Origin of the sequence: Thalassospira lucentensis, from assembly GCF_050516545.1 — a bacterium.
GTDB lineage: Bacteria > Pseudomonadota > Alphaproteobacteria > Rhodospirillales > Thalassospiraceae > Thalassospira > Thalassospira lucentensis_C.
Window position 1 is genome coordinate 731,645 of sequence record NZ_CP191544.1, and the last position, 22,079, is coordinate 753,723.

Here is a 22,079-nt window from a genome sequence, read left to right on the forward strand (position 1 = left end):
TAATCCCGTATATGTGTATTTTCGTGCCTGAACCCCGGTTTGACGCACGCAGCAGGCGGTGAATATGACATCGACCCGAGACCTGGAAAACCTGCTTAGACAGTCGCGCAATGGCGATACGAACGCCTTCGAGCATCTTTATCATGCAACATCGGCGAAACTTTTCGGCATTGTCTTGCGTATCTTAAGAAACCGCGCCCAAAGCGAGGAAGTGCTTCAGGATATTTATGTCCGCATTTGGCAGAAGGCGGCTGATTTTGAGCCGGGCCGTGCGTCAATCATCACATGGATGGCAACGATTGCACGCAACCGGGCGATTGATATCGTGCGCCGCCAGCGGCCAGAGGTGGATATCGATGATGCTGATATCGAAATGATGGCTTCAACCGATACCGTGTTTGAGGATGTCGCCCTTGCCAGTGACGTGCGACAACTTGAAAATTGTCTGGCCGGATTGGAAGATGATCGCCAGAACATGGTCAAATTGGCTTATCTTGAGGGATGGTCGCGGGCCGAGTTGGCCGAGAAATTCGCCCAGCCTGTCGGAACGATCAAGACGTGGCTGCATCGCAGCCTGCGACAATTAAAGGAATGCCTGGGATCATGACCGACCGGGATGATATCGATATGTTGGCGGCGGAATATGTGTTGGGGACACTTGACCCGACGCAAAGGACGTCTGTTGTGGCCCGTCGTATGAACGAGCCTGACCTTGATGCGGCGATTGCCGATTGGGAACAGCGTCTGGCACCGCTGAATACCTATTATGGTGCCATCGAGCCATCGGAAAACCTTTTTGCCTCTATTCGAAGCAAGATTGATGCGATTGGAAAATCGACCATCGATCAGATCCCGAGCCTTGCCGAATTTGCCAGAATGAAACGCAACCTTGCCGCTTGGCGCGCAGGGGCACTTGGTGCCGGGGCAATTGCGGCCAGTTTGATCATTGCGGTTCTGGCAACAGATATCGCATCACCGGTTCAGAGCGGTCAGTTTGTTGCGGTGTTTCACCGCGATGATACGCAACCAGCATTCGTCATGAGTGTCGATATCGATACCCGCGAAGTCACCATTCGCCCGATCGAGGCCTCCATACCCGAAGGCAAAACCTATCAGTTGTGGATCGTGACTGAACAAACCGGACCCAAGCCAAAATCGCTTGGTTTGTTGGAAAATATCGCGCAACCGACCAAAAAACAGCTTGGTCAGTTTGACCCGGCAATGCTTAGAAATGCGACCTTTGGCATTAGTCTGGAGCCCGAAGGCGGATCACCGACCGGACAACCAACCGGACCGGCTATTCATGGGCGTTTGATTTCTGTCGAACACTGAAATTAAAAAAAAACGATAAAAATATCTCCTTTGCTGAAACCCGATCGGATTGCCTGCGTAGCTTCTGTGTGTGCGATGAAACGCATGACACGAGCGGACCGCAAAAAAGGCGTGTTCCAGATCAATAGCAAAGGAGACTTCACATGACGTTCAAAGCCAAATCAACAGCAAAAGCAACCGGTGTTATGACTGCAATGATGCTTAGTGCAGGACTCGTGTTTGGTGGAGCAGGCACCGCAAGCGCCATGGGCCCGATGGTTGAATCTATGGACCAGGATGTCTCAAGCGGGACGGTCACTGCTTCGAAAGTCATGGCAGGTGAAAATGGCTGGCTGGTTATTCATCGTACCGGCAAAGACATGAAGCCGGGCCCGGTGATTGGCTATGCGCCGCTTAAAAAGGGCGAGAACATGGATGTTGCCGCCATTCTGCAAGAGCCGGTTAAATCTGGTGAAATGTTGATGCTGATGGTGCATTCCGAGGCCGGTGGCATGAAAACCGGTGTGTTTGAATATACCCTTGGCGCCAAAGAAGACGGCCCGATCAAGCCGGATGGCAAGCTTGTCATGAAGGTCGTTCACGCCGAATAAACCGGCCTGAGACAATTATTTCAACAGCCCGCATGGATCATGGCCTTGCGGGCTGTTTATGTTTAGAGCCAACCCAACTGGCGGGCCGAGGCCAGTAAAAGCATCACACCAAACAACGTAATCATACCCGCACCGGCAAAGCCGACTACGCGGCGCAGTATGCCTGATGTGCTGTCCGATACAGTAAACAGATGCTGTGTGCCGGTACGAATGCCAATCGCGGCCAGCCCGATCAGGCTGATGGTCAGGGCAACGCCAAGCGCCATGGCAAAGGCGGCAGCAATCCCGATTAAAAACATCCCGTTTGCCAGTGTGAACAGCAAAACCAGAATCGATCCGGTGCAGGGGCGCAAGCCGACAACAATGCCGCTTGCGATCATTTGCCAGCGGTTCTGAAGCGTTTCGGACTTGTGGTCATGGTGATGGTCATGAGCATGGCTATGGTGGTCGTGCGCATGATGGTGATCATGATCATGTGCCCCATGATCACAGCAATCATCGCGGCCTTGGGCAATGCGCAGGCACATCACCGCGCCAAGAACCACGATCAGGGCGTATGACACGGCCTCCATCACCAGGCCGTTCTGCGTGATCGCGGCAGGGCCAAGATTAAGGATCAGGGTTAAAGAGCCGACAAGAAGAATGGCCGTTACGGCCTGAACGGCTGCGATCAAACTTCCCATGGCGACACCCTGTTTCCATCCGGCGTCACGCGACAGGAAATAGGTGGTGGTGACCATTTTGCCATGACCGGGCCCGGCGGCATGGAAAACCCCGTAGGCAAATGACAGGGCAATGATCATTAGCCCCGGCCAGAAACTGTCGCCATTTTTGGCTTCGCGCAGGGTTGCTGTGATTTCGCGGTTGAGTTTGGTCTGAATGATCACGGTTTGCCCGACGATATCAGACAGCCAGTCGGGCAGGGTGATCAGGCTTTCATCGGCAGACGGGGATGTTTGGGATGTCGGGGATGTTTGCGCACTGCTATCGGTCGCCCCACGCCCCAAAAGGTTCGATGATTGCGCAAAGGCAAGGTTACTTGACGAGAACGAAATCACCAGGAGCAAGGCCGCCAGAACTGCTGTTATCTGCCACCTTATCTGCGCAAACAAGGTCAGCACGGATCGGTGCGACAAGGTCAAAATAGATGCGGTTCTTTTCATCTTCGCTCATTTCGAAATGGCAGGAGAGTTGTTTGGTGTTGGCAAACAGAACGGGGTCGATTTGTGTGAAGGCAATGTCGATATAATATTCCGCGTCATAGACTGACAGGCTGATATCGTCCTTGGTCGGATCAAGCGGGGTATCAAGCATCAGTTTGAAATCATAACTTACCCGGCGGTCATCGGTAATGTCGGCTTTGAAATCTGTCGCGCCGGCAAAACTGATCAGTTCTTCATTCTGGCGCAGATGTGTCAGCCATGAAACTTCGGCAAGGGCGCTAAAGGCATTGTCGCGCACAGAAGTGTTTTCTGCATCAAAGAACCTTGTGTCATGGTTCTTATCAAATTCATCGATCAAGGTCAGACTGAACAGATCATCGAACACCCAATGCATATGTATTGCTGTGATCTGATTGTTTTCAAAAACGAATTCGGCATTGGCATCAATCCAGACATGTGGATGAGCCAATGCCGATGGGCTGGTTGCCAGCATTGAGATGCCCGCAACCAGCGATGCCAGAACGGTTTTACGTGCCGTCTGAAAGGCACTTAACAAGGGCGTCAACATTCTGTGTAAGGATGTCCTGATAGGCAGTCGGTCCTGCGCTGATATCCGCACCCAACGGATCAAGCGTTCCGGTGCGAATGCCGGTATCGGCAACAACGGCCTGAACAATTGCCGGGCGGAATTGCGGTTCGGCAAAGATGCAGACTGCCTTTGTATCACGAATTTTGTCTTCGATTTCATGAAGGCGTTTGGCTCCGGGCTTTTGATCAGGTGATACCGTGATCGACCCAACCGCATTTAACCCAAAGCCGGTTTCCAGATACTGATAGGCATCGTGGAAAACGACATAGGGATTATCGCGGATCGGTGCGATCTTTGCACTTAGATCATTGCCAAGAGAATGCAGGCTGGCAAGCAGCGTTTTTAGATTTTCGCGGTAGTCGTCGGCATGGTCCGGGTCGAGATGGGAAAGTTCGTCGGTGATTGCCATGGCAATCGTCGCCCCATTGGCCGGATCAAGCCAGATATGCGGATCAATCCCGCCATGTTCTTCATGGTGGTCATCGTCGTCATGATCGGCGTGTTCTTCGTGATCATGGTCATGTTCCGCGGCGTGGTCATGCTCGCCGTCGTGATGGTCTTCGTGATCGTCATGCGCGTGTTCTTCATGATCGTGACCGTCGTGACCGTCGTGGTCATCATGATGGTCGGCATCGTGACCATGGGATTCCCATGCACCGCCTTCGCGCATATTCCGAAGAGCAAGACCCTTAATATCGATCAGTTCAAGAACGTGGCTTTTGTCTGACAAGGACTGCAAAGGTTTTTGCAAGAAGCTTTCAAGCGCGTGGGAGACATAAACCACAAGATCAGCATCGCGCAGAGCGCGGGCTTCGCTTGGGCGAAGGGAATAGGCATGCGGCGATGATGCCCCGTTAAGCAGAAGAACAGGTTCGCCAACATCTTTCATAATCGCACTGGCGATACCATGGATCGGTTTTATGGTGGTCACGACATTGGGAACGTCATGGCCGTGAGCCCCAGCTGGGGAAGAAGCAGCACTTACGAAGGGGGCTGCTGCCATCATCGGGGCGGCAAGGAGAAAACGGCGGAGATTCTTGGGAAAGGGGTGCATGGTTTCGATCCGGTCAGGGGTGGGATGATCAAGATACGATTTGTTATGTTATATCATAACAAATCGTCAAGGGAAAAATCATCTCTTGGCATGAGTGCACCTGTTTCAGACATGTCGATCAGTGATTTTTATCGTCCGGAAATCATGCATTTTGCACCGGTGTTTTAGAACATTCCTTTGATGAAACCGATATTCCATATAACTTTAATATTAAAGTCATTCTAGTCTGTTAGGTGTGTTTTCTGCTACCAAGAGAAGCACCTATATGGGTGAGGGGACATGGTGCGAGGCCATGTGTTGAGGGAGAGTATAGGTTATGAAGAATCAGCGCATTTCACGCAAACTTGCGATTGCATTCGGGATTGTTATTGCGATTACGATTGTCGCGTTCGGGGTTGTTTTACAGTCGGTCTTCCGAGTGAATTCGGCGGCGGATCATGCAGAAAAGGCTTATCAGACAGCACTTGATGTCGATGAAATTCAAGTCGCTGTTCTTGAACAATACTCTTTGCTCAAAAGCATGTTGCTTGATGGTAAGGCTGATACGTTTCTTCCGATCTATCTTGGATATCAGGAACGCTTGGGACCACAGCTTGATGCTGCGGGTGAACATGCATCTGAACAGCCCGAAATCAGGAAGGATATCGATCAATTGCGGGCGACGGTGCAAAAGGTCAGTGCGGATGCGCTGATGCCATTGATCAAAATGATTGACGATCCGGCACAGGTTGATGCCGCGCGCAAGATGATGACCGATAACAAGGTCTATCCGATGGTCAAACCGTTGTTTGATGCTGTGTCGGGATTGAAGAAGAAAATCGCAATCGAGGTCGAAGCCGCCAATCAGGCCAAGGGAAATAGTATCAATACCCTGATCTGGACGTTGATTGTTGCAGGGCTGCTGACGGTTATAACGGCGCTTGTTCTTGGCAGGTTGCTCAATTCCAATATCACCCATCCGGTCAAAATGGTGACGTCGATCATGGAGGCGATGACGAACGGGCAGCTTGATGTGAAGATCGAGGCCCTTCAACGCCGGGATGAAATCGGCAGCATGATGCAGGCGATGAAGACCTTTAGTGAAAGCCTTCGCGAAAATGAGGCACTAAAACGTGAGGCCGAAGCGCGCCAGCGTGAAGATTTGGAAAAAGCCAATAAGCGCCAATCGCTGACAGATCAGTTCGGGATTGATGTCCATGAACTTCTGGCCCTGTTCAAAAAGGCGGAAGACACGTTAAAAAAATCGGCCTCGACCATGCAACAGCAGGCAGAGGATGGACAGACCACTGCCGCAACGGTTGCCGCCGCCGCCGAAGAAGCACATGTCAATTCGCAGACAGTGGCAACCGCGACCGAAGAAATGTCGGTTTCAATCCGCGAAATTGCCAGCCAGATGAACAAGATTTCCGACACAACCGGTGCGGCAGTCGAGCGGACCGAAGAAAGCAGGGAATACATCATTGCCCTGAATACAGCGACGGCGCGTATTGGCGATGTTGTCAATCTGGTAACCGATATTGCCCAGCAAACAAACCTTCTGGCCTTGAACGCGACCATCGAGGCAGCACGTGCAGGTGAAGCCGGCAAAGGGTTCGCTGTGGTGGCAGGTGAAGTTAAAAATCTTGCAACACAGACAAGCCGCGCCTTGGATGATATCGCAGAACAGATTGAAGCCATTCAGTCGGCATCAAAAAACTCGACCGAACAGTTTGAGATGATTGGCGATATCATTGCCGAGATTAATACCATCTCGGCGACGGTTGCGGCTGCGGTCGAAGAACAATCGAGTGCGTCGACAGAAATCAGCCGCAGCATTGATCAGGTTGCCGCAGGCGCACGGGATGTGTCGGGCAGTGTAACCACCATCCAGCACATCACTGAGACAACCCGAACCGAAGCCATGTCGGTCAGTTCGGCGAGCAAGGATCTTGAAACACAGTCCACACGGTTGACCCATACAGTGGAAAAATTTGTGCAGAATGTTCAGGCCGTTTAATCCAAATAGGATTAATTACCTGATCGAAATAGATGCGTTTCACATCCGAAACAAAAAATCCGCACCTGTAGTTGGTGCGGATTTTTTGTTGGTAACCGTGGTGTTTCAGACCCGCTATGTGTCTGTACTCAGGCAATGAGCCGCCCAACCGGACGGCTCATACACCGGGTTATTTCGAGACGTTTTTGAAATCAAAGAAGAAGCCGGATGGATGGATGTGGTAGTTTTCAACATCCTTGGTCGCGGCAACGACAAAGACCTTATGCACCAGTGGAATGATCGGTGCATCGGCATGCAGGATGTTCATCGCCTTGGTATAGGTGGATTCCTGTTCATCGCCGAGATCAAGGGTACGGCCCTTGTCGACAGCGGCATCAAAATCGGCATTTTCCCAGAACTGATAGTTCAGGCCGGCCTTGGAATGGAACTGTGATTTAAGATGCAGGTCCGGGTGGCCGGTCATTTCCGGAGTCCAGAAAACAACCGAAACGTCATATTCACCGCGTTTGACCAGATCAAGCATCCCGCCCCAAGTATACATGCCAACTTCGGTGGTAATGCCTTGCTGGTTCAGAAGGGCTGCCATTGCTTCGGTGATCATTGGCATTTCGGTGCGCGAGGAATAGCTCAGTATCCGCAAGGTCAGCGGTGCGCCATCCTTAACCCATTTGCCATCAACCTTCTCATACCCGGCATCACTCAGAAGCGATGCGGCAAGGTCGGTATCAAGTTTGTATTTATGATCAGCCTGTGGTGCCCAGTTAAAGTTCGGGGCAAAGAATTCCCAAGCAGGTTGGCCGATGCCTTCAAGGGCTGCTTCGACAATCAGGTTACGATCAACCAGTGCATTGACAGCACGTCGGATGCGGACATCGGAAAGAACGCTTTTATCACCGGCATTGAACGCGCCGTAATAAAGGCCCGAGGTCGGCTGAGAATAGACCTTGAAGTCTTTGTCTTCTGACAGGCGTTTGACATCAGAGGGCAGCATATTGGTGACGAAATCAATTTCGCCTGCTTCAAGCGCCAGCGTGCGCGAATTATGATCGGGGATGAAGCGATACTCGATTTTTTCAAGCGCTGGTTTCTCCCCCCAATAGCCATCAAAGCGCGAGACGATGGTGCGGTCCTGCTTGCGGTATTCTTCGAATTTCCACGGACCGGTACCGACCGGTGAAACAAACTCGCCCGCATCGTTAAACGATGATTTGGCATAGACGACCGTGATCGCATCAGAGAGCTGGTTGGGAAGGGCGGCGTAAGGTTCTGTATTTTCAATTTCTAGAACCAGCGGAGAGAGTGCGGTAATCGATTTGATGTTTAGAAGGTCCGCGGCATAGGGCAAAAGTGCAATCACACGTTCGATCGAAAACTTGACGGCTTCGGCATCCAGTTTGGTGCCGTCATGGAAAACAACATTTTCGCGCAGTTTAAACTGCCAAACGGTCGGCGAAACGCGGTTCCATGCGGTGGCAAGACCGGGGATCGGTTTAAGATCATAATCAAGCTTGACCAGCGTATCTAAGATTTCGCTTTCATTGAAAAAGCGTGAACGGCGCGGCTGCATGGCAAGGGGTTGTGATTCCCACATCGTGCCAATGACAAGGGTTTTGTCATCTGATGCCTTGGCATCATGGGGTGTGCTGGTAATAGCAGTTATCGCAAATGCTGCGAAGGCAGCCCCAAGAAGTGTCTTTTTGATCATCTTACTGTCTCTGTCCATTAGTGAAGATAGTTGATCTGGCGAAGTCGGAAACGGTCTCCCAACACGTCTCCGAGCAGATTGACCGCAACCACAAAGGCCGCAATGGTCAGGCCCGGTGCAAGCACCAGACGCGGGTAATCGCGCAAGTAATTACGGGATTCAGCAATCATCAGGCCCCATTCCGGCGTGCCGGGCTCGACCCCCAGTCCAAGGAAGCTCAGCCCGGCAAAGGCCAGGATCGCCCAAGACATGGAATAGGCCCCGAGGGTCAGCAGAGGCCCGATGATGTTGGGAAAGATATGACGGCGCGCAATGCGGTGGCGGCGCGCACCCAGCGCAACAGCCGCCATGACATAGGGTTTGGTGCGTTCGACAATCACGGCATTGCGGACAACCCGGGCATAATCGGTCCAATGCACCGTGATCAGGGCAATGATCACGGCCTGAAGGCCAAGCCCAAGGGTTCCGGCAATGATCATGCAAATGGCAAGGGCGGGAAACACCGACATGCCTTCGCAAAACCGCATCAAGGCACGATCAAGGATGCCACCCACCATACCGGCTATTGCGCCAATCAGGCTGCCTATCACGGATGCACACAGCACAACCGCCAAGGCCGATGCGGTGGTCAGACGCGCGCCATGCATCAGGCGCGATAAAACACATCGTCCAAGCGCATCGGTGCCTAGCGGATATTCAAAGCTTGGCGGTTTAAGGCGATAGAGGAACTGAGCAGCATAGGGATCATTGGGCGCAAAGAATGGCAGGATCAACACCGCAAGAATGATCAACACCATCACCAGCGTATATCCGCGAAAAACAGTGCGCCCGGCATGGAAAAGCTTGCCACCGGTAAAGGACATTTTTTGCATCTGCATCACACGATCTCCCGCGAGCGGGGGTCATAAAGCGCGATGCACAGATCAACAATCAGATTGACCAGAATGTAGGAAGCGGCAATCAACAGGAAACAGGCCTGAATGGCGGGGTAATCGCGGTTCAAAAGTGATTCAACCAAAAACCGGCCAATGCCCGGCCAGGCAAACAGGGTTTCGACTATGATCATGCCGTCAAAAATCCGGGCGAACTGCATGCCCGAAAAGGTCAGAACGCCCGGCGCAATATTGGGTGCAGCGTGACATAGAACCGCCCGCAAGCGGCTGGACCCTTTGGCCTTGGCGGTACGGATATAGGGTTTGGAGAGTTCTTCAAGCAGGCTACCGCGGACATAGCGCGATAAAACTCCGGCGATGGATGTTGAAATGACCATGGTGGGCAAAACCGCATGGGCCCATGTGCCATGCCCGCCGGTTGGCAACCAGCCCAGCACAAGCGAGAACAACAATGCCAGTAACAGCGAATACCAGAAATTCGGGATCGACATGCCAATCACGCTGATCATTCCGGCAACCCGGTCGATCCGGCTGCCGGGATAGCGGGCGCATAAAATGCCAAGCGGAACCGCAATCACAAGGGCGACGATCAAGGACCAAACCGCAAGCAGCAAGGACTGCCCAAGGCGCAGGGTGATGTCGTTTATGATCGGCTCGTTGGTGATAAAGGATTTGCCAAGATCGCCCTGGAACAGGGCAAACAACCAGCGCAGGTATTGTTGCGGCAATGGATCATTCAGCCCGTTCTGATCGGCAAAAAGCGCAACCTGATTTGCATTGGGCAGGGTGCCATCCATCTGCGCCATCAACAGGATTTCGGCAAAATCGCCGGGCATCAGACGCAAAAGGGCAAAGCCGACAACAGAGACGACGAACAGCAAAATAAGGGCATGGGTTATGCGTGCGGTCACGCGTGAAGCCATAAAGCGGCCTTTCATTTCGGCGCAATCGGGACGAGATTGGTTTGCTGGGACGAGTTTCGAAAGTAATAACCATTCGCAATCTATTGGCGCAACTGATTTTCGTTCTTAATTAGCCAAAGGCAGCTTTTTCATACGCAGGTGAGGATCACTGCGTGTGCGATGACATCAAAATACGCGTCATGATGGTTTTTTGTGGGGGTGTCTGGAGAACTGTTTGTGCGGGCAGGGGAAATTTAGGAGGGAGTCGTCGCGGTTGCTGACGGGCAATATGATTTCAAACCTGTTGCGTGGAGCAAAAGGAAACCGTGCGGTGAATATAGATCCGTATGGAGATAACGACAGATCACACCAAAATTGATCGCAGGTTAGTTGCCAGCCAAGTCGTCGGGCTTGTAATTCGTTTCGTGTAGGATTTCGCCGGTTTCGTTGTCGACTGCCTGAAGGGTCACGCCATAGCCCCAAAGCTGCCCGATATAACCAAGCGTCATTTCGGCTTCTGACTTTTCAAGGCGGATGCCTTCATGTTCGGTGTGCTGGATATAGAGTTGGCGGTTGCCGCGAATATCGACATCAACGACCTGCATGTCTGGTTCGCGCACCGAAATATCATGCATCCGGGCAAGGGAGCGGCGCACATTACGATAGCCATTGTCATTATGGATGGCGGCAACTTCGAGATGCGGGGTTGTGCTTTGATCATTGATCATGAACATCCGCATATCGCGCATGAGCTTGGGTGATAAGAATTGCAAGATGAAGCTTTCATCGCGGTAATTCGCCCATGCTTCTTTCAGGGTCTCAACCGGCTGACCATTGCCTGCGATATCAGGGAACCATTCACGGTCTTCTTCGGTCGGATCTTCGCAAATCCGGTGGATATCCTGCATCATGGCAAAGCCCAGAGCATAGGGATTGAACCCGGAATAGCGTTGATCATCAAATTCCGCCTGAAACACGACGCGCGAATGGTAGTCGATGAATTCCATCATCGCACCTTCGGAAATCAGGCCCTTGTCATAGAGGCTGTTCATGATGGCGTAATGCACATAGCAGGCACAGCCTTCATTCATCACCTTGGTTTGTTTCTGCGGATAGAAATATTGCCCGATATTGCGCACGATCCGCAAAAGTTCGCGTTCCCACGCCTGCATTGCTGGGGCGTTTTTCTCCAGAAAATACAAAAGGTTTTCTTCAGGCAAACCAAACTGTGCGCGGCGTTCTTCGATGCGCATTTTGCGTTTAAGTTCATCTATATCCTGATCATCGGCGTCCGGCTGGGGCAGGGTGCGCCATAGATCGTTATAGGTTTCGTCTTCGTATTTTGCCCGTTCGCGTTCGCGGGCAAGTTCGGCCGCCAGGTTTGGTTTTTCAGGATGGGAATATCGGTTAACCCCTTGTTCCATCAGGGCATGGGCCGCATCAAGTACTCGTTCGACCGCATCAAAACCATGGCGATCTTCGCATTTGGCGATATAGCGTTTGGCAAATTGCAGGTAATCAAGAATGCCTTCGGCGTCTGTCCATTGTTTGAACAGATAGTTGTTTTTGAAAAAGTGATTATGGCCAAAGGCCGCATGGGCCATGACCAAGGTCTGCATGACAACGGTGTTTTCTTCCATCACATAGGAAATACACGGGTTGGAATTGATCACGATTTCATAGGCAAGCCCCTGATAGCCTTTGCGATACATCACATCATCGCGGACAAAGCGTTTGCCGAACGACCAGTGGTGATACATCAAGGGCATGCCGATGGATGAATAGGCATCAAGCATCTGTTCGGATGTGATCACCTCGACCTGATTGGGATAGACGTCGAGTTTCAGCTCGTTCAGGGCGATGTCTTCAATCGCGTCATAGGTTGATTTGAGCGTCTCGAAATCCCAGTCGGCACTGGTGAAAAGCAATTTATCGGCGGGGTTTGGTTTGGGGCTCATATCTTGGCCTCCGCACGGTTTTTGGCAAACAGTTCGCGAAAGACCGGGAAAATATCAGACGCCTTGGTCACACGTTTTAAGGCAAAGCGTGCATTGTTTGTGGCCAGTGGCGCATACGCCTTCCAAAGGGCGGTTTCGCCTTCGGCAGCGGCGAAAATTTCGGCCTCGCGCTCGTCTGTGATTTCGATATAGGCGTAATACTGGCATTTCGGCAGAAGGTCTTCGGCCAGAAGGGCGGTGCATTTTGATCCGTCATTGGAATAGTTATCGCCATCCGATGCCTGTGCGGCATAGATGTTCCATTGATCGGTCGGGTAGCGGTCTTTGAGCACCTTTTTCATTTCTTCAAGGGCGGTGGAAACAATCGTGCCGCCGGTTTCGCGTGAATAGAAAAACGTTTCTTCGTCAACCTCGGATGCGCGCGATGTATGGCGGATAAACACCACTTCGACATGCTTGTAGCGACGGTGCAAAAACAGATGCAGCAACATGAAGAACCGTTTGGCCAGTTCCTTCATTTGTTCGGACATCGAGCCTGAGACATCCATCAAACAGAACATCACCGCCTGTGTGTTCGGCGTTGGGATTTGTTGAAATTGGTTATAGCGGGTGTCAATCGGATCAATGAACGGGATCGCCTTCATGCGTCGTTTGGCGTTTTCCAGATCGGCCAGCAACAGATGAAGTTTTTCATCATCAAGTTTGGTCAGTTTGCCGGATGGACGTTTTTCCGCCTTGGCCTGAAGGGCGGTGATTTGTTCTTCGAGTTCGCAGATTTCAGCGGTTTTGGGGCGTCGCAACCCAATGCGCCGTGCCAATGAATTGCGCATGGTGCGCACCAGGCTAAGATTGGCGGGGGTTCCTTCGACCGAGAACCCGGCACGCGCATTGCGAAACGCGGTGGTTTGTTTCAGGCTTTTTTTCAAAAGATCGGGAAGTTCAAGATCCTCGAAAAAGATATCAAGGAATTCATCGCGGCTTAGGGTGAACTGGAATTCATCTTCGCCCTCGCCATCGGGGCTTGCCTGTGATCCGCCCGCACCGCTATCCCCGCCTTGTGGTCGGGCAATACGATCACCTTGGACAAATTTCTTGTTCCCCGGAAGGACATAATTGCGATTGCCACCACGCCCGGCATGGTGAAAGCCCGGTTCTTTTAATGTTTTGCCGGGAATGGTGATTTGGTCGCCGCTGCTGATATCGGTGATGCCGCGCGACCGGATGGTGTCTTCGACGGCCTTTTTGATCTGTGCCTTGGCCCGGCGCATGAAACGCTGTCGGTTGCCAAGGCTTTTACCTGTCGGGTTCTTGCGACGATCAACGATATAGAGCATGGGCAGTCACATCCTTGCACGGGTTCGTAAGGCGGTGTGCAGGTTACTTATGGTCCTGATCATCCGGGATGCGCAGGCACACGGCGCATCCCGTGTTAGAAAGACACCGGGCGGACACAAGGGGAGAAACCGCCCGGTGAGCCGGTAGCCCAGGATTTGGCTTAACCGGCCTTGTTCACGCGCATATACCATTCGACCAGACGGCGGGTTTGACGTTCGGTATAGGTCCGGTCGATCATGCGTTTGACGAATTCGTTGTGTTTCTTTTCGGTTTCGCTGTCTTTTTTCGATCCGAAAGAAATCACCGGCAGCAGGTCTTCGACCTGACTGAACATCCGTTTTTCAATAACTTCACGGAGCTTCTCGTAAGACGTCCATGACGGGTTTTTGCCCTTGTTATTCGCGCGTGCGCGCAGGGCGAATTTAACCACTTCGTTGCGGAAGTCTTTCGGATTGGCAATGCCAGCCGGTTTTTCGATTTTAGACAGTTCCTGATCAATGATCTTGCGATCCAGAAGCTGTCCGGTATCGGGGTCTTTGAAGTCCTGATCTTCGATCCATGCATCGGCATAGGATACATAACGATCAAACAGGTTCTGGCCGTAATCGGAATAGCTTTCGAGATAGGCTTTCTGGATTTCAGCCCCGATAAATTCGGCATAACGCGGTGCCAGTTCGGACTTGATGAAGTCCATATAGTCCTTTTCGCGCTCTTCGGGGTATTGTTCGCGCCGGATCGCCTGTTCAAGGACATACATCAGATGAACCGGGTCTGCGGCGACTTCGTTGGTGTCATGGTTGAAGGTTTCCGAGAGAACCTTGAAAGCAAAGCGGGTGGAAATGCCGTCCATCCCTTCGTCAACACCGGCGGTGTCGCGGTATTCCTGCATCGATTTTGCTTTGGGATCGACGTCCTTTAAGGTTTCGCCATCATAAACGCGCATCTTGGAATAGAGGTTGGAATTTTCATGTTCCTGCAAACGCGACAGAACCGAGAATTGCGCAAGCATCTTAAGCGTTCCGGGCGCACAGGCCCCTTGTTCAAGTTCTGATCCTTGCAGAAGCTTGTCATAGATCATGGTTTCTTCGCTGACGCGCAGGCAATAAGGCACCTTGATCACGCTGATGCGGTCAATGAAGGCTTCGTTGTTTTTATTGGCCTTGAATGTCTGCCATTCGGCTTCGTTTGAATGGGCAAGGATCAGGCCCTGAAACGGAATGGAGCCGAGATTTTCCGTGCCGATATAGTTGCTTTCCTGTGTGGCGGTCAGCAAGGGATGGAGCATCTTGATCGGGGCTTTGAACATTTCGACAAATTCAAGCAAGCCCTGATTGGCGCGGTTCAGGCCACCGGAATAGCTGTAGGCATCCGGGTCGTTCTGACTGAAATATTCAAGTTTGCGGATATCGACCTTACCGACAAGCGATGAGATATCCTGATTGTTTTCATCGCCGGGTTCGGTTTTGGCGATGCCGATTTGACGCAGACGCGACGGGATCAGTTTAACGACCGAGAATTTCGTCAGATCACCGTCAAATTCATCAAGGCGTTTGACCGCCCATGGCGACATAAGGCCGGTCAGGCGGCGTTTGGGAATACCGTATTTGTCTTCGATTGCATCGCCCATTTTGGCCGGGTTAAACAGGCCAAGCGGGCTTTCGAAAACCGGGCTGATGTCATCGCCAGCCTTGAGGACGTAAATCGGTTCGTGCTCCATCAGCTCTTTGAGCCGTTCGGCAAGCGAACTTTTACCCCCGCCAACCGGGCCGAGCAGATAAAGAACCTGTTTGCGTTCTTCCAGCCCCTGAGCGGCATATTTAAAGAACCCGACGATGCGTTCGACGGTTTCTTCCATGCCATAGAAGTCTGCAAAGGCAGGGTAACGTTTGATGGTTCGGTTCAGGAATATGCGGCCAAGGCGAGAATCTGTCGATGTGTCGATCAGTTCAGGTTCGCCAATTGCCGAAATCATGCGTTCAGCAGCAGAAGCATAGGCCGTTGGGTTTTCGCGACATAGATTTAGGTAATCGCGGATGGTCAGTTCGGTTTCTTGTTTGCCGTCATAGCCTTCCGCATACAGCTCGAAGATATCCTTGTCTTCAGGCATGGCGCGGTCTCCTTTCAAACGTTATCTCATGCGTGTCAAACTTACGTTTCCTGTCTTGCCTGTTTTGCGTTGCAGCAGGCCTGCGAATGGCCGCCTTGTTCTGCTTACGTCGGCAAAAGTCGTTTAGATGCAATTGCCGGACTGTCAATATTTTAAAGAGTTCTGTTTAGCGTCTGATTAATAAGCGGCAGAATTTGCCAAGAGTTTGAGGTTGCTTATATTTTCATGCTTCAGTTCGGTATTCTCTGATTCTGGTCTTGATATTTGGCCGATGTTAAAGGGCCCTTTGGTGTCTACTTGAAAACCGTTTTGGTAACCCCCTGATACGGGATCGCGGTTTTGGTCACTGTAAAATATCTTCTCTATTTGACTTGGGAATCCCCAATAGGTTCCGCAAGGTAACGTGTGACGATTATTGACGGAATTTCCATCAATGTGGTCACGTCTTGGTGAGGCGTGAAACCGCGGGGCAGGCAACGATATCCGGGCGTTTGGGGGCGCGTTTTATTGTCCGAAAGATGCCCAAAAATATTTTGCATTTGCACAATAGGCAAAGTGCCCATTATCACTGAGCGATATCTGGATGCGATCAAGCACCATCGAGCGACCATTCCAAACATATGATGGATATCGACCCAAATGACCGACGGTACCGTAAAGTTTGTCGAACCCCATGAACTTGATCTTTTGATCGGGCAGGAAAATGTCACTGTGATTGATGTGCGCGAACCAGAAGAATTCGCTGCCGGTCACATTGAAACCGCGATCAATATCCCGACCTCGAATTTCGATATCCCGGCCTTGGTTGATCTTACGGATGAAACCGAAACCGATCTGGTGTTTGTCTGTGCCGTTGGTCAGCGATCTTTTGGCGCGGCCAATGCCATCTTGCCCCATGTTGATTGCGCGGTGTCCAATCTTAAGGGCGGTATTCAAAGCTGGACCCGTGCCGGATTTGATCTTGAAGACGGGAAATAGGGCACAGGCCCATCCATGACGTTTGAATAAGACGGATGTGAAGAAACGATCGACACAACCGGCCGCTTGGCCGGTTTTTCTATCTTGACGAATTCCCGAAAATGGAAAAATATCCCGTTATTGAGATTCGAGGTGAGGATATGGACGAGATCGAAACACGGCTTGCCACACGTTTATCAAGCTTAAGGGCAGAACGCGGATGGTCACTTGATGAATTGGCAAAGCGCAGTTCGGTCAGCCGGGCAAGCCTGTCACGCATCGAGAATGGCGATGTCAGCCCGACGGCCAGCGTGCTGGGCAAATTATGTGTCGCGTTTGGCGTTACCTTGTCGCGCCTGATGCAGATGGTCGAAGATGATTTTGCGCCCTTGGTGACCCGTGCAGCACAGGAAATCTGGACCGATCCAGAAACCGGGTATCGGCGTCGACTGGTATCGCCAACATCAAAGAACCTGTCTGGCGAGGTTATTGAAGTGGACATCGATCCGGGGAAACGGATTGAATATGCCGGAACGCCGCGTGACGGGATGGAACATCATCTGGTGATGTTGGAAGGCGAACTTTTCATGGAGATCGATGGGCAATCCCACAAACTGAATGCCGGGGATTGCCTGCGCTATCAGTTGCGCGGGGCGAGTGTGTTTCAAACCCCGAAACATGCCGGTGCCCGCTATCATTTGTTTATCGTCGCGTAATGCGAAGGAAATCGAGGCGATTATGACCGTGACCTCCAATGCCCCAAAGATCATCAGCCTTGATGCAGATGGTTTGACCTACAGGATCGAGCAGTTTGGCGAGATGCTGCATGCCTGCGTTCATGACGGGGCCAGTATAGGCTTTATCGAACCGTTTGTGATGGAAGAAGCGGTTGCGTTTTGGCGCGACCGGATTGTTCCTGCCCTGCGTGGGGGCAAACGCAGCTTGTTTGTCGCCCTTGACGATGACCGGGTGGTTGGCACGGTCCAGCTTGATTATGACACCATGCCCAATCAGCGCCACCGGGGCGATATCAGCAAATTGATGGTCCGCCCCGATTGCCGTCGGCGCGGGATTGCCCGGATCCTTATGATGGCGGCAGAAGACCGGGCACGGGAATTGGGACGCAGTTTGCTGACCCTTGATACCCGTACCGGGGACAGTGCCGAAACGCTTTATGCATCGCTTGGGTTCGTGCGTGCCGGCGTGATCCCGGAATATGCCCGCGATCCGTTTTCCGAAAAGCTAAGCGCCACCACGGTGATGTTTAAACATCTGAGTGTTTAGGTGATTGGTTTTGAGGGCGATTCTCGGCACCGGTATCTAGAATGATTGTTTTGGCATGCCACAATCATGGGAATCAGAGGCCCGGCAATCACAAATTGAAATACTGCGTCGCCGTAATAAGAAGCGTGTAGTGCGCGAAAGTCGTTTCTTCCGTAACTGTTCAATGACTTGTGCGGCGCACTAAGGGTTTTTGGATAGAGGTATTACACAGGTCGAAACATGTTGAACCGCATTTGAAATTAGGCGCATCCTTGCGAACTTGCAGAAGCAATTAAAATAAAAGTTCTCGGAGGACGTTCATCATGAAGAAACTTGCCCTTGCCGCAGCCTTGGTGGCGGCAGTCGGATTTTCCGGTGCTGTGAATGCAGCCGACCTCACCCTGCGCATTTCGTTGCAGTTGCCGTTGAAAAGTCACCTTGGCCAGAACTTGTTGATGTTCAAGCAAGAGGTCGAGGAAAAATCGAACGGTGATATTGAAGTTCAGATTTATGATTCAGCCCAGCTTTACAAGGACAAGGAAGTCCCGGCAGCCGTCGGCTCCGGTTCCATCGAAATGGGTGTTGCGTCGCTGACCCGTTATGTTGGTGATGTTCCGGCAGTTGATATTTTCTATCAGCCGTTTGTATTTGATTCCGAGGAAAAGGTCCGCAAGGCCGTTGCCAAAGGATCGCCGGTACGTGGCCCGCTTGATGCGGCAATTGCCGAAACCGGTGCGACCGTTTTGTGGTGGCAGGCCTATGGTGGGGCGATCATGCTGTCGAAAGACGCACCGCTTCATGGTCCAGAAGACATGGCAGGCAAAAAAGTCCGTGTCTTTGGCAAAACCCTTGGTGACTTTACCGTTGCTGCGGGCGGTGCGCCGACCCTTGTTTCTGGTTCGGAACAATATATTGCTTATCAGCGTGGCACGGTCGATATCGGCATGACCGGTGTATCGGGGGTTAAATCCCGTCAGCTTTGGGAAGTCATGGATAATATCACCGTGACCAACCACGCCGATATCGAGTTCATTGTCGTGGTCAATACCGACTTCTGGAATGGCCTTACCGATGCGCAGCGCGAAATCATCAACAATGCCGCCCTGTTTGCGGAAGCCGATGTGCGTGACCGCATGAGCGATATCGAAGCCGCTGCTTATGCCGCAGCAGAAGAAGCTGGCATGAATGTGTATCAACCAACCGAGGAAGAATTCGCCAAATGGCGTGCTGTTTCCCAGCCGGTCTATGATGCCTTCCTTGAAGATGCTGGCGATCTTGGCAAGCAGGTATTCGAGGCAGCTCAGAAATTCTAATAACGCCAACCGGTTGCCATCGCATGCGGTGGTGACCAGTTGACTGCTTTTCTTCATTTCACCTGATATTTTCTTGCCCCTTATTGATCAAGGAGATGGCTGTTTGACGATTGCGGTTCGTATCGCAACGCCAAGGCAGCATTATTTAAATGATGTTTGATCGATTGATGCTGCTTTTGGCGTGGGTCGCAGCCGTTTTGTTTGTACTGGCGGGCTGCATGCTGACCTACGAAGTTCTGGCGCGGTATTTCTTTGTGCGTCCTACAATCTGGGCGGCGGAACTATCGCAGCTTTGCCTGATTTGGGGATCGCTGCTGGGCATGCCTTGGGCATTGGCCGCACGTCGCCACATTTCGGTTGATGCGGTGACCCGGTTGCTGGCCCCTGCGGTCCAGCGCGGTGCGGAGATTGTTGCCATGGTTTGCGTGCTGGCCTTTTCGGTGATGGTGACTTTTAAGGGCTGGGAGATTTTCTTTGAAAGTTTTGAACGCGGACGGACCAGCGGCACGATGCTGGATCTTCCGGCATGGGTTGCCGAATTGCCCATCGCGGTGGGATTTGCGCTTTTATCCATTCAGGCATTGATTGAAATTATTGGTCTTTTGCGTGGCAAAGACATTCCCAAAGGGGTACACGAATGACGATTATTCTGACCCTTGGGGCGATGTTTGGCCTTTTGTTGATGCGGGTACCTGTTGCCTTTGCGCTGGGCGGTCTTGGCCTTGCCATGTTGGTGTTGGGCGGGTTTTCCCCTCTGATGGCACCACAGGCGGTTTTATCGACACTGGATGGCTTTATCCTTTTGGCCGTACCGCTGTTTTTGTTGATGTCCAATATTTTGCTGCGTGCGGGTGTGGGCAATGATCTGTTTGCTGCGGTCAGTGCATGGGTTGGACATTGGCCCGGTGGTTTGGCGGTTGCGACGATTTTATCGTGTGGTGTGTTTGCCGCGATTTCAGGATCGTCTGTTGCAACGGCGGCAACCATTGGCACGGTTGCCATCCCGGAAATGATTAACCGGGGCTATAACAAGAAGTTTGTTTATGGCCTTTTGGCCGCAGGCGGAACGCTTGGTATTTTGATCCCGCCTTCCATCCCCATGATCATTTATGGCTTTGTCACCGAAGAATCGGTGATTTCGCTGTTTCTGGCCGGGATCGGGCCGGGGATTGCGTTGCTGTTGTTCTTTATCGTGTTCTCAATGATCTATGCCCGCTTTGGCGGTCAGGAACGCGAAGCCAAACAAGGCTGGACCGAGCGACGCCGTGCGACATTGCGCGCGCTTCCGGCGGTGGTTTTGGCGGTTTTGATTATTTCGGGGATTTATTCAGGGGCCTTTACCCCGACCGAGGCCGCGGCAATCGGCTTTGCGGCATCCTTGATCATTACCGGACCGATCATGCGGGTTCTGACGTGGGATGCGTTTAAAAAGGCCGTGTTTGACAGTATGGCAACCACGGTTGCAATCCTTCTGATCATTGCCGGGGCAAAGATTTTCGGCAAGGCGATCACGTTATATCGAATCCCGCAGGATATTTCGGTGATGATCACCCAAGGGATTGATACCGAACTTGGCTTTATCCTGATTGTCACAGCGGTTCTGTTGGTGATGGGGCTTGTGTTTGAGGCCTTATCAATGGTGCTGATCATGACGCCGGTTCTGTTGCCGGCTGCCTTGGTGCTTGGTTTTGATCCGATCTGGTTCGGGGTTTATATGGTGATCATGGTGGAATGTGCTTTGATCACGCCGCCGGTTGGATTGAACCTGTATGTGATCCAGTCTGTCGCCAAGGCCCGGCTGGGCGAGGTGGCAAGTGGTGTCGCGCCGTTCCTGATCCTGATGTTTGCCTGTGCAGCACTTTTGTATCTCTGGCATGACCTCGCCCTTTATATTCCGTTCAAAATGTGATGATTGATGACACATAACCAAACACCTGCGGATATGCTCCGCGCCCTTCTTGCCACCGGTGATCTGATCACCATGCCGTGTTGTTTTGACGCCCTTTCGGCCAAGCTGATTGAACAGGAAGGATTCGGCCTGACCTTTATGTCGGGATTCGCAACATCTGCCGCCCGGATTGGTGCCCCTGATCTTGGCTTGATGTCTTATGGCGAAGTCCTTGATCAGGCGCGCAACATTACCGATGCGATTTCCATCCCCCTGATTGGCGATGGCGATACCGGTTATGGCAATGCGATGAATGTCAGGCGGACTGTGACCGGCTTTGCCAAGGCGGGCTGTGCGGCGGTCATGATCGAAGATCAGCTTGCCCCGAAACGCTGCGGCCATACCAAGGGCAAGGAAGTTGTCGGCCGCGACGAGGCGTTTGATCGCATCCGTGCTGCCGTTGATGCCCGCGAATCCGGGGCCGATATCCTGATCCTGGCGCGCACCGATGCCCGTCATCAGCATGGGTTGGCTGAGGCGATTGACCGTGCGGCAAAGTTCAAGGAGTTGGGCGCCGATATCTTGTTTGTCGAAGCACCTAAAACCGTCGATGAAATGCGCACAGTCTGTTCCGAACTATCGGGACCCAAGATGGCCAATATTGTCGAAGGTGGGGAAACCCCCGATTTGTCACCAGATGAGCTGAAAGAAATCGGCTATCAGATTGCGGCCTATCCATTGTCGCTCATGGCAGCGGCAATGAAGGCGATGGTTGAGACTTTGCAGACTATGAAGGCGGGTGTTCCGCGCGATGATAAGCTGATGACGTGGCCTGATTTGCGTCAGCGGATTGGCTTTGATGATTATTACGAAACGTCTGAGCGCTATGCGTCTTCGCGTCGGGATGGTTAAAAACGCCGGTCAGGAGATTTGATGTAAAGCCCCGCAGGTTCATGGCCTTGCGGGGCTTTATTGTTCGTGATGGGAATACATACAATGAGGTAGTCATAAAGCTTGATGGTTTGTCATCATGA

21 protein-coding genes are annotated in these 22,079 nt (G+C 52.1%); 12 read left to right on the plus strand and 9 right to left on the minus strand.

What is annotated here, in order from left to right; genetic code table 11:
* Positions 1–64 precede the first annotated feature (64 nt).
* From ACQ0MK_RS03220 to ACQ0MK_RS03230, 3 genes are all read left to right on the plus strand, one after another.
* Positions 65–607: a sigma-70 family RNA polymerase sigma factor gene (locus ACQ0MK_RS03220; RefSeq protein ID WP_430474804.1), complete on the plus strand. Its 543-nt coding sequence runs from the start codon at positions 65–67 to the stop codon at positions 605–607.
* The gene (locus ACQ0MK_RS03225) at positions 604–1,332 is read left to right on the plus strand and encodes an anti-sigma factor (protein ID WP_430474805.1); all 729 of its coding nucleotides are present in this window, start codon (positions 604–606) and stop codon (positions 1,330–1,332) included. Before ACQ0MK_RS03220 ends, ACQ0MK_RS03225 begins: the two co-directional genes overlap by 4 nt.
* 143 nt (positions 1,333–1,475) lie before the next feature.
* Positions 1,476–1,922 (plus strand): DUF7282 domain-containing protein, encoded by a 447-nt coding sequence (locus tag ACQ0MK_RS03230; RefSeq protein ID WP_430474806.1) that lies wholly within the window; start codon positions 1,476–1,478, stop codon positions 1,920–1,922.
* Between the two features lie 62 nt (positions 1,923–1,984).
* On the opposite strand, the gene ACQ0MK_RS03235 is transcribed toward ACQ0MK_RS03230, so the two are convergent.
* The 3 genes from ACQ0MK_RS03235 to ACQ0MK_RS03245 are packed head-to-tail and all read right to left on the minus strand — an operon-like array spanning position 1,985 to position 4,605.
* Positions 1,985–2,980, minus strand: a complete 996-nt coding sequence (locus tag ACQ0MK_RS03235; RefSeq protein ID WP_430476001.1) for a nickel/cobalt transporter — start codon at positions 2,978–2,980, stop codon at positions 1,985–1,987.
* Positions 2,958–3,653, minus strand: coding sequence for a DUF1007 family protein (locus tag ACQ0MK_RS03240; protein WP_430474807.1), 696 nt, complete (start codon positions 3,651–3,653; stop codon positions 2,958–2,960). Before ACQ0MK_RS03240 ends, ACQ0MK_RS03235 begins: the two co-directional genes overlap by 23 nt.
* The gene (locus ACQ0MK_RS03245) at positions 3,613–4,605 is read right to left on the minus strand and encodes a zinc ABC transporter substrate-binding protein (protein ID WP_430474808.1); all 993 of its coding nucleotides are present in this window, start codon (positions 4,603–4,605) and stop codon (positions 3,613–3,615) included. The genes ACQ0MK_RS03240 and ACQ0MK_RS03245 overlap by 41 nt, the downstream gene beginning before the upstream one ends.
* A 21-nt stretch (positions 4,606–4,626) precedes the next feature.
* Here ACQ0MK_RS03245 and ACQ0MK_RS03250 point away from each other — a divergent pair, with 21 nt between their 5' ends.
* Positions 4,627–4,896: a hypothetical protein gene (locus ACQ0MK_RS03250; RefSeq protein ID WP_430474809.1), complete on the plus strand. Its 270-nt coding sequence runs from the start codon at positions 4,627–4,629 to the stop codon at positions 4,894–4,896.
* Between the two features lie 148 nt (positions 4,897–5,044).
* On the plus strand, positions 5,045–6,724 hold the full coding sequence (locus ACQ0MK_RS03255; RefSeq protein WP_430474810.1) for a methyl-accepting chemotaxis protein: 1,680 nt from the start codon (positions 5,045–5,047) through the stop codon (positions 6,722–6,724).
* 169 nt (positions 6,725–6,893) lie between these two features.
* On the opposite strand, the gene ACQ0MK_RS03260 is transcribed toward ACQ0MK_RS03255, so the two are convergent.
* The 6 genes from ACQ0MK_RS03260 to ACQ0MK_RS03285 all read right to left on the minus strand — a co-directional run bounded on the left by ACQ0MK_RS03260 (position 6,894) and on the right by ACQ0MK_RS03285 (position 15,624).
* Positions 6,894–8,429: an ABC transporter substrate-binding protein gene (locus ACQ0MK_RS03260; RefSeq protein WP_430474811.1), complete on the minus strand. Its 1,536-nt coding sequence runs from the start codon at positions 8,427–8,429 to the stop codon at positions 6,894–6,896.
* A gap of 17 nt (positions 8,430–8,446) precedes the next feature.
* Complete coding sequence (locus tag ACQ0MK_RS03265) at positions 8,447–9,307, minus strand: ABC transporter permease (RefSeq protein WP_430474812.1); 861 nt, start codon at positions 9,305–9,307, stop codon at positions 8,447–8,449.
* Complete coding sequence (locus ACQ0MK_RS03270; protein WP_430474813.1) at positions 9,307–10,245, minus strand: ABC transporter permease; 939 nt, start codon at positions 10,243–10,245, stop codon at positions 9,307–9,309. Before ACQ0MK_RS03270 ends, ACQ0MK_RS03265 begins: the two co-directional genes overlap by 1 nt.
* Positions 10,246–10,610: 365 nt before the next feature.
* Positions 10,611–12,182, minus strand: a complete 1,572-nt coding sequence (locus ACQ0MK_RS03275) for a SpoVR family protein (protein WP_430474814.1) — start codon at positions 12,180–12,182, stop codon at positions 10,611–10,613.
* Positions 12,179–13,516 carry a YeaH/YhbH family protein gene (locus ACQ0MK_RS03280; RefSeq protein ID WP_430474815.1) on the minus strand — a complete coding sequence of 446 codons (1,338 nt, stop codon included), beginning with the start codon at positions 13,514–13,516 and terminating at the stop codon, positions 12,179–12,181. The genes ACQ0MK_RS03275 and ACQ0MK_RS03280 overlap by 4 nt, the downstream gene beginning before the upstream one ends.
* A gap of 161 nt (positions 13,517–13,677) precedes the next feature.
* The gene (locus ACQ0MK_RS03285; protein WP_430474816.1) at positions 13,678–15,624 is read right to left on the minus strand and encodes a PrkA family serine protein kinase; all 1,947 of its coding nucleotides are present in this window, start codon (positions 15,622–15,624) and stop codon (positions 13,678–13,680) included.
* 639 nt (positions 15,625–16,263) lie between these two features.
* Here ACQ0MK_RS03285 and ACQ0MK_RS03290 point away from each other — a divergent pair.
* From ACQ0MK_RS03290 to ACQ0MK_RS03320, 7 genes are all read left to right on the plus strand, one after another.
* On the plus strand, positions 16,264–16,602 hold the full coding sequence (locus ACQ0MK_RS03290; protein WP_350044106.1) for a rhodanese-like domain-containing protein: 339 nt from the start codon (positions 16,264–16,266) through the stop codon (positions 16,600–16,602).
* Positions 16,603–16,742: 140 nt separating this feature from the next.
* A complete protein-coding gene (locus ACQ0MK_RS03295) occupies positions 16,743–17,297 on the plus strand; it encodes a helix-turn-helix domain-containing protein (protein ID WP_430474817.1) in 555 nt (184 codons plus the stop codon).
* A gap of 22 nt (positions 17,298–17,319) precedes the next feature.
* Positions 17,320–17,865 carry a GNAT family N-acetyltransferase gene (locus tag ACQ0MK_RS03300; RefSeq protein WP_430474818.1) on the plus strand — a complete coding sequence of 182 codons (546 nt, stop codon included), beginning with the start codon at positions 17,320–17,322 and terminating at the stop codon, positions 17,863–17,865.
* Between the two features lie 302 nt (positions 17,866–18,167).
* On the plus strand, positions 18,168–19,157 hold the full coding sequence (dctP, locus tag ACQ0MK_RS03305) for a TRAP transporter substrate-binding protein DctP (protein WP_430474819.1): 990 nt from the start codon (positions 18,168–18,170) through the stop codon (positions 19,155–19,157).
* A gap of 149 nt (positions 19,158–19,306) precedes the next feature.
* Positions 19,307–19,798, plus strand: coding sequence for a TRAP transporter small permease (locus ACQ0MK_RS03310; RefSeq protein WP_430474820.1), 492 nt, complete (start codon positions 19,307–19,309; stop codon positions 19,796–19,798).
* On the plus strand, positions 19,795–21,066 hold the full coding sequence (locus tag ACQ0MK_RS03315) for a TRAP transporter large permease (RefSeq protein WP_430474821.1): 1,272 nt from the start codon (positions 19,795–19,797) through the stop codon (positions 21,064–21,066). The genes ACQ0MK_RS03310 and ACQ0MK_RS03315 overlap by 4 nt, the downstream gene beginning before the upstream one ends.
* Positions 21,067–21,072: 6 nt before the next feature.
* The gene (locus tag ACQ0MK_RS03320) at positions 21,073–21,957 is read left to right on the plus strand and encodes an isocitrate lyase/PEP mutase family protein (RefSeq protein WP_430474822.1); all 885 of its coding nucleotides are present in this window, start codon (positions 21,073–21,075) and stop codon (positions 21,955–21,957) included.
* Positions 21,958–22,079: the final 122 nt, after the last annotated feature.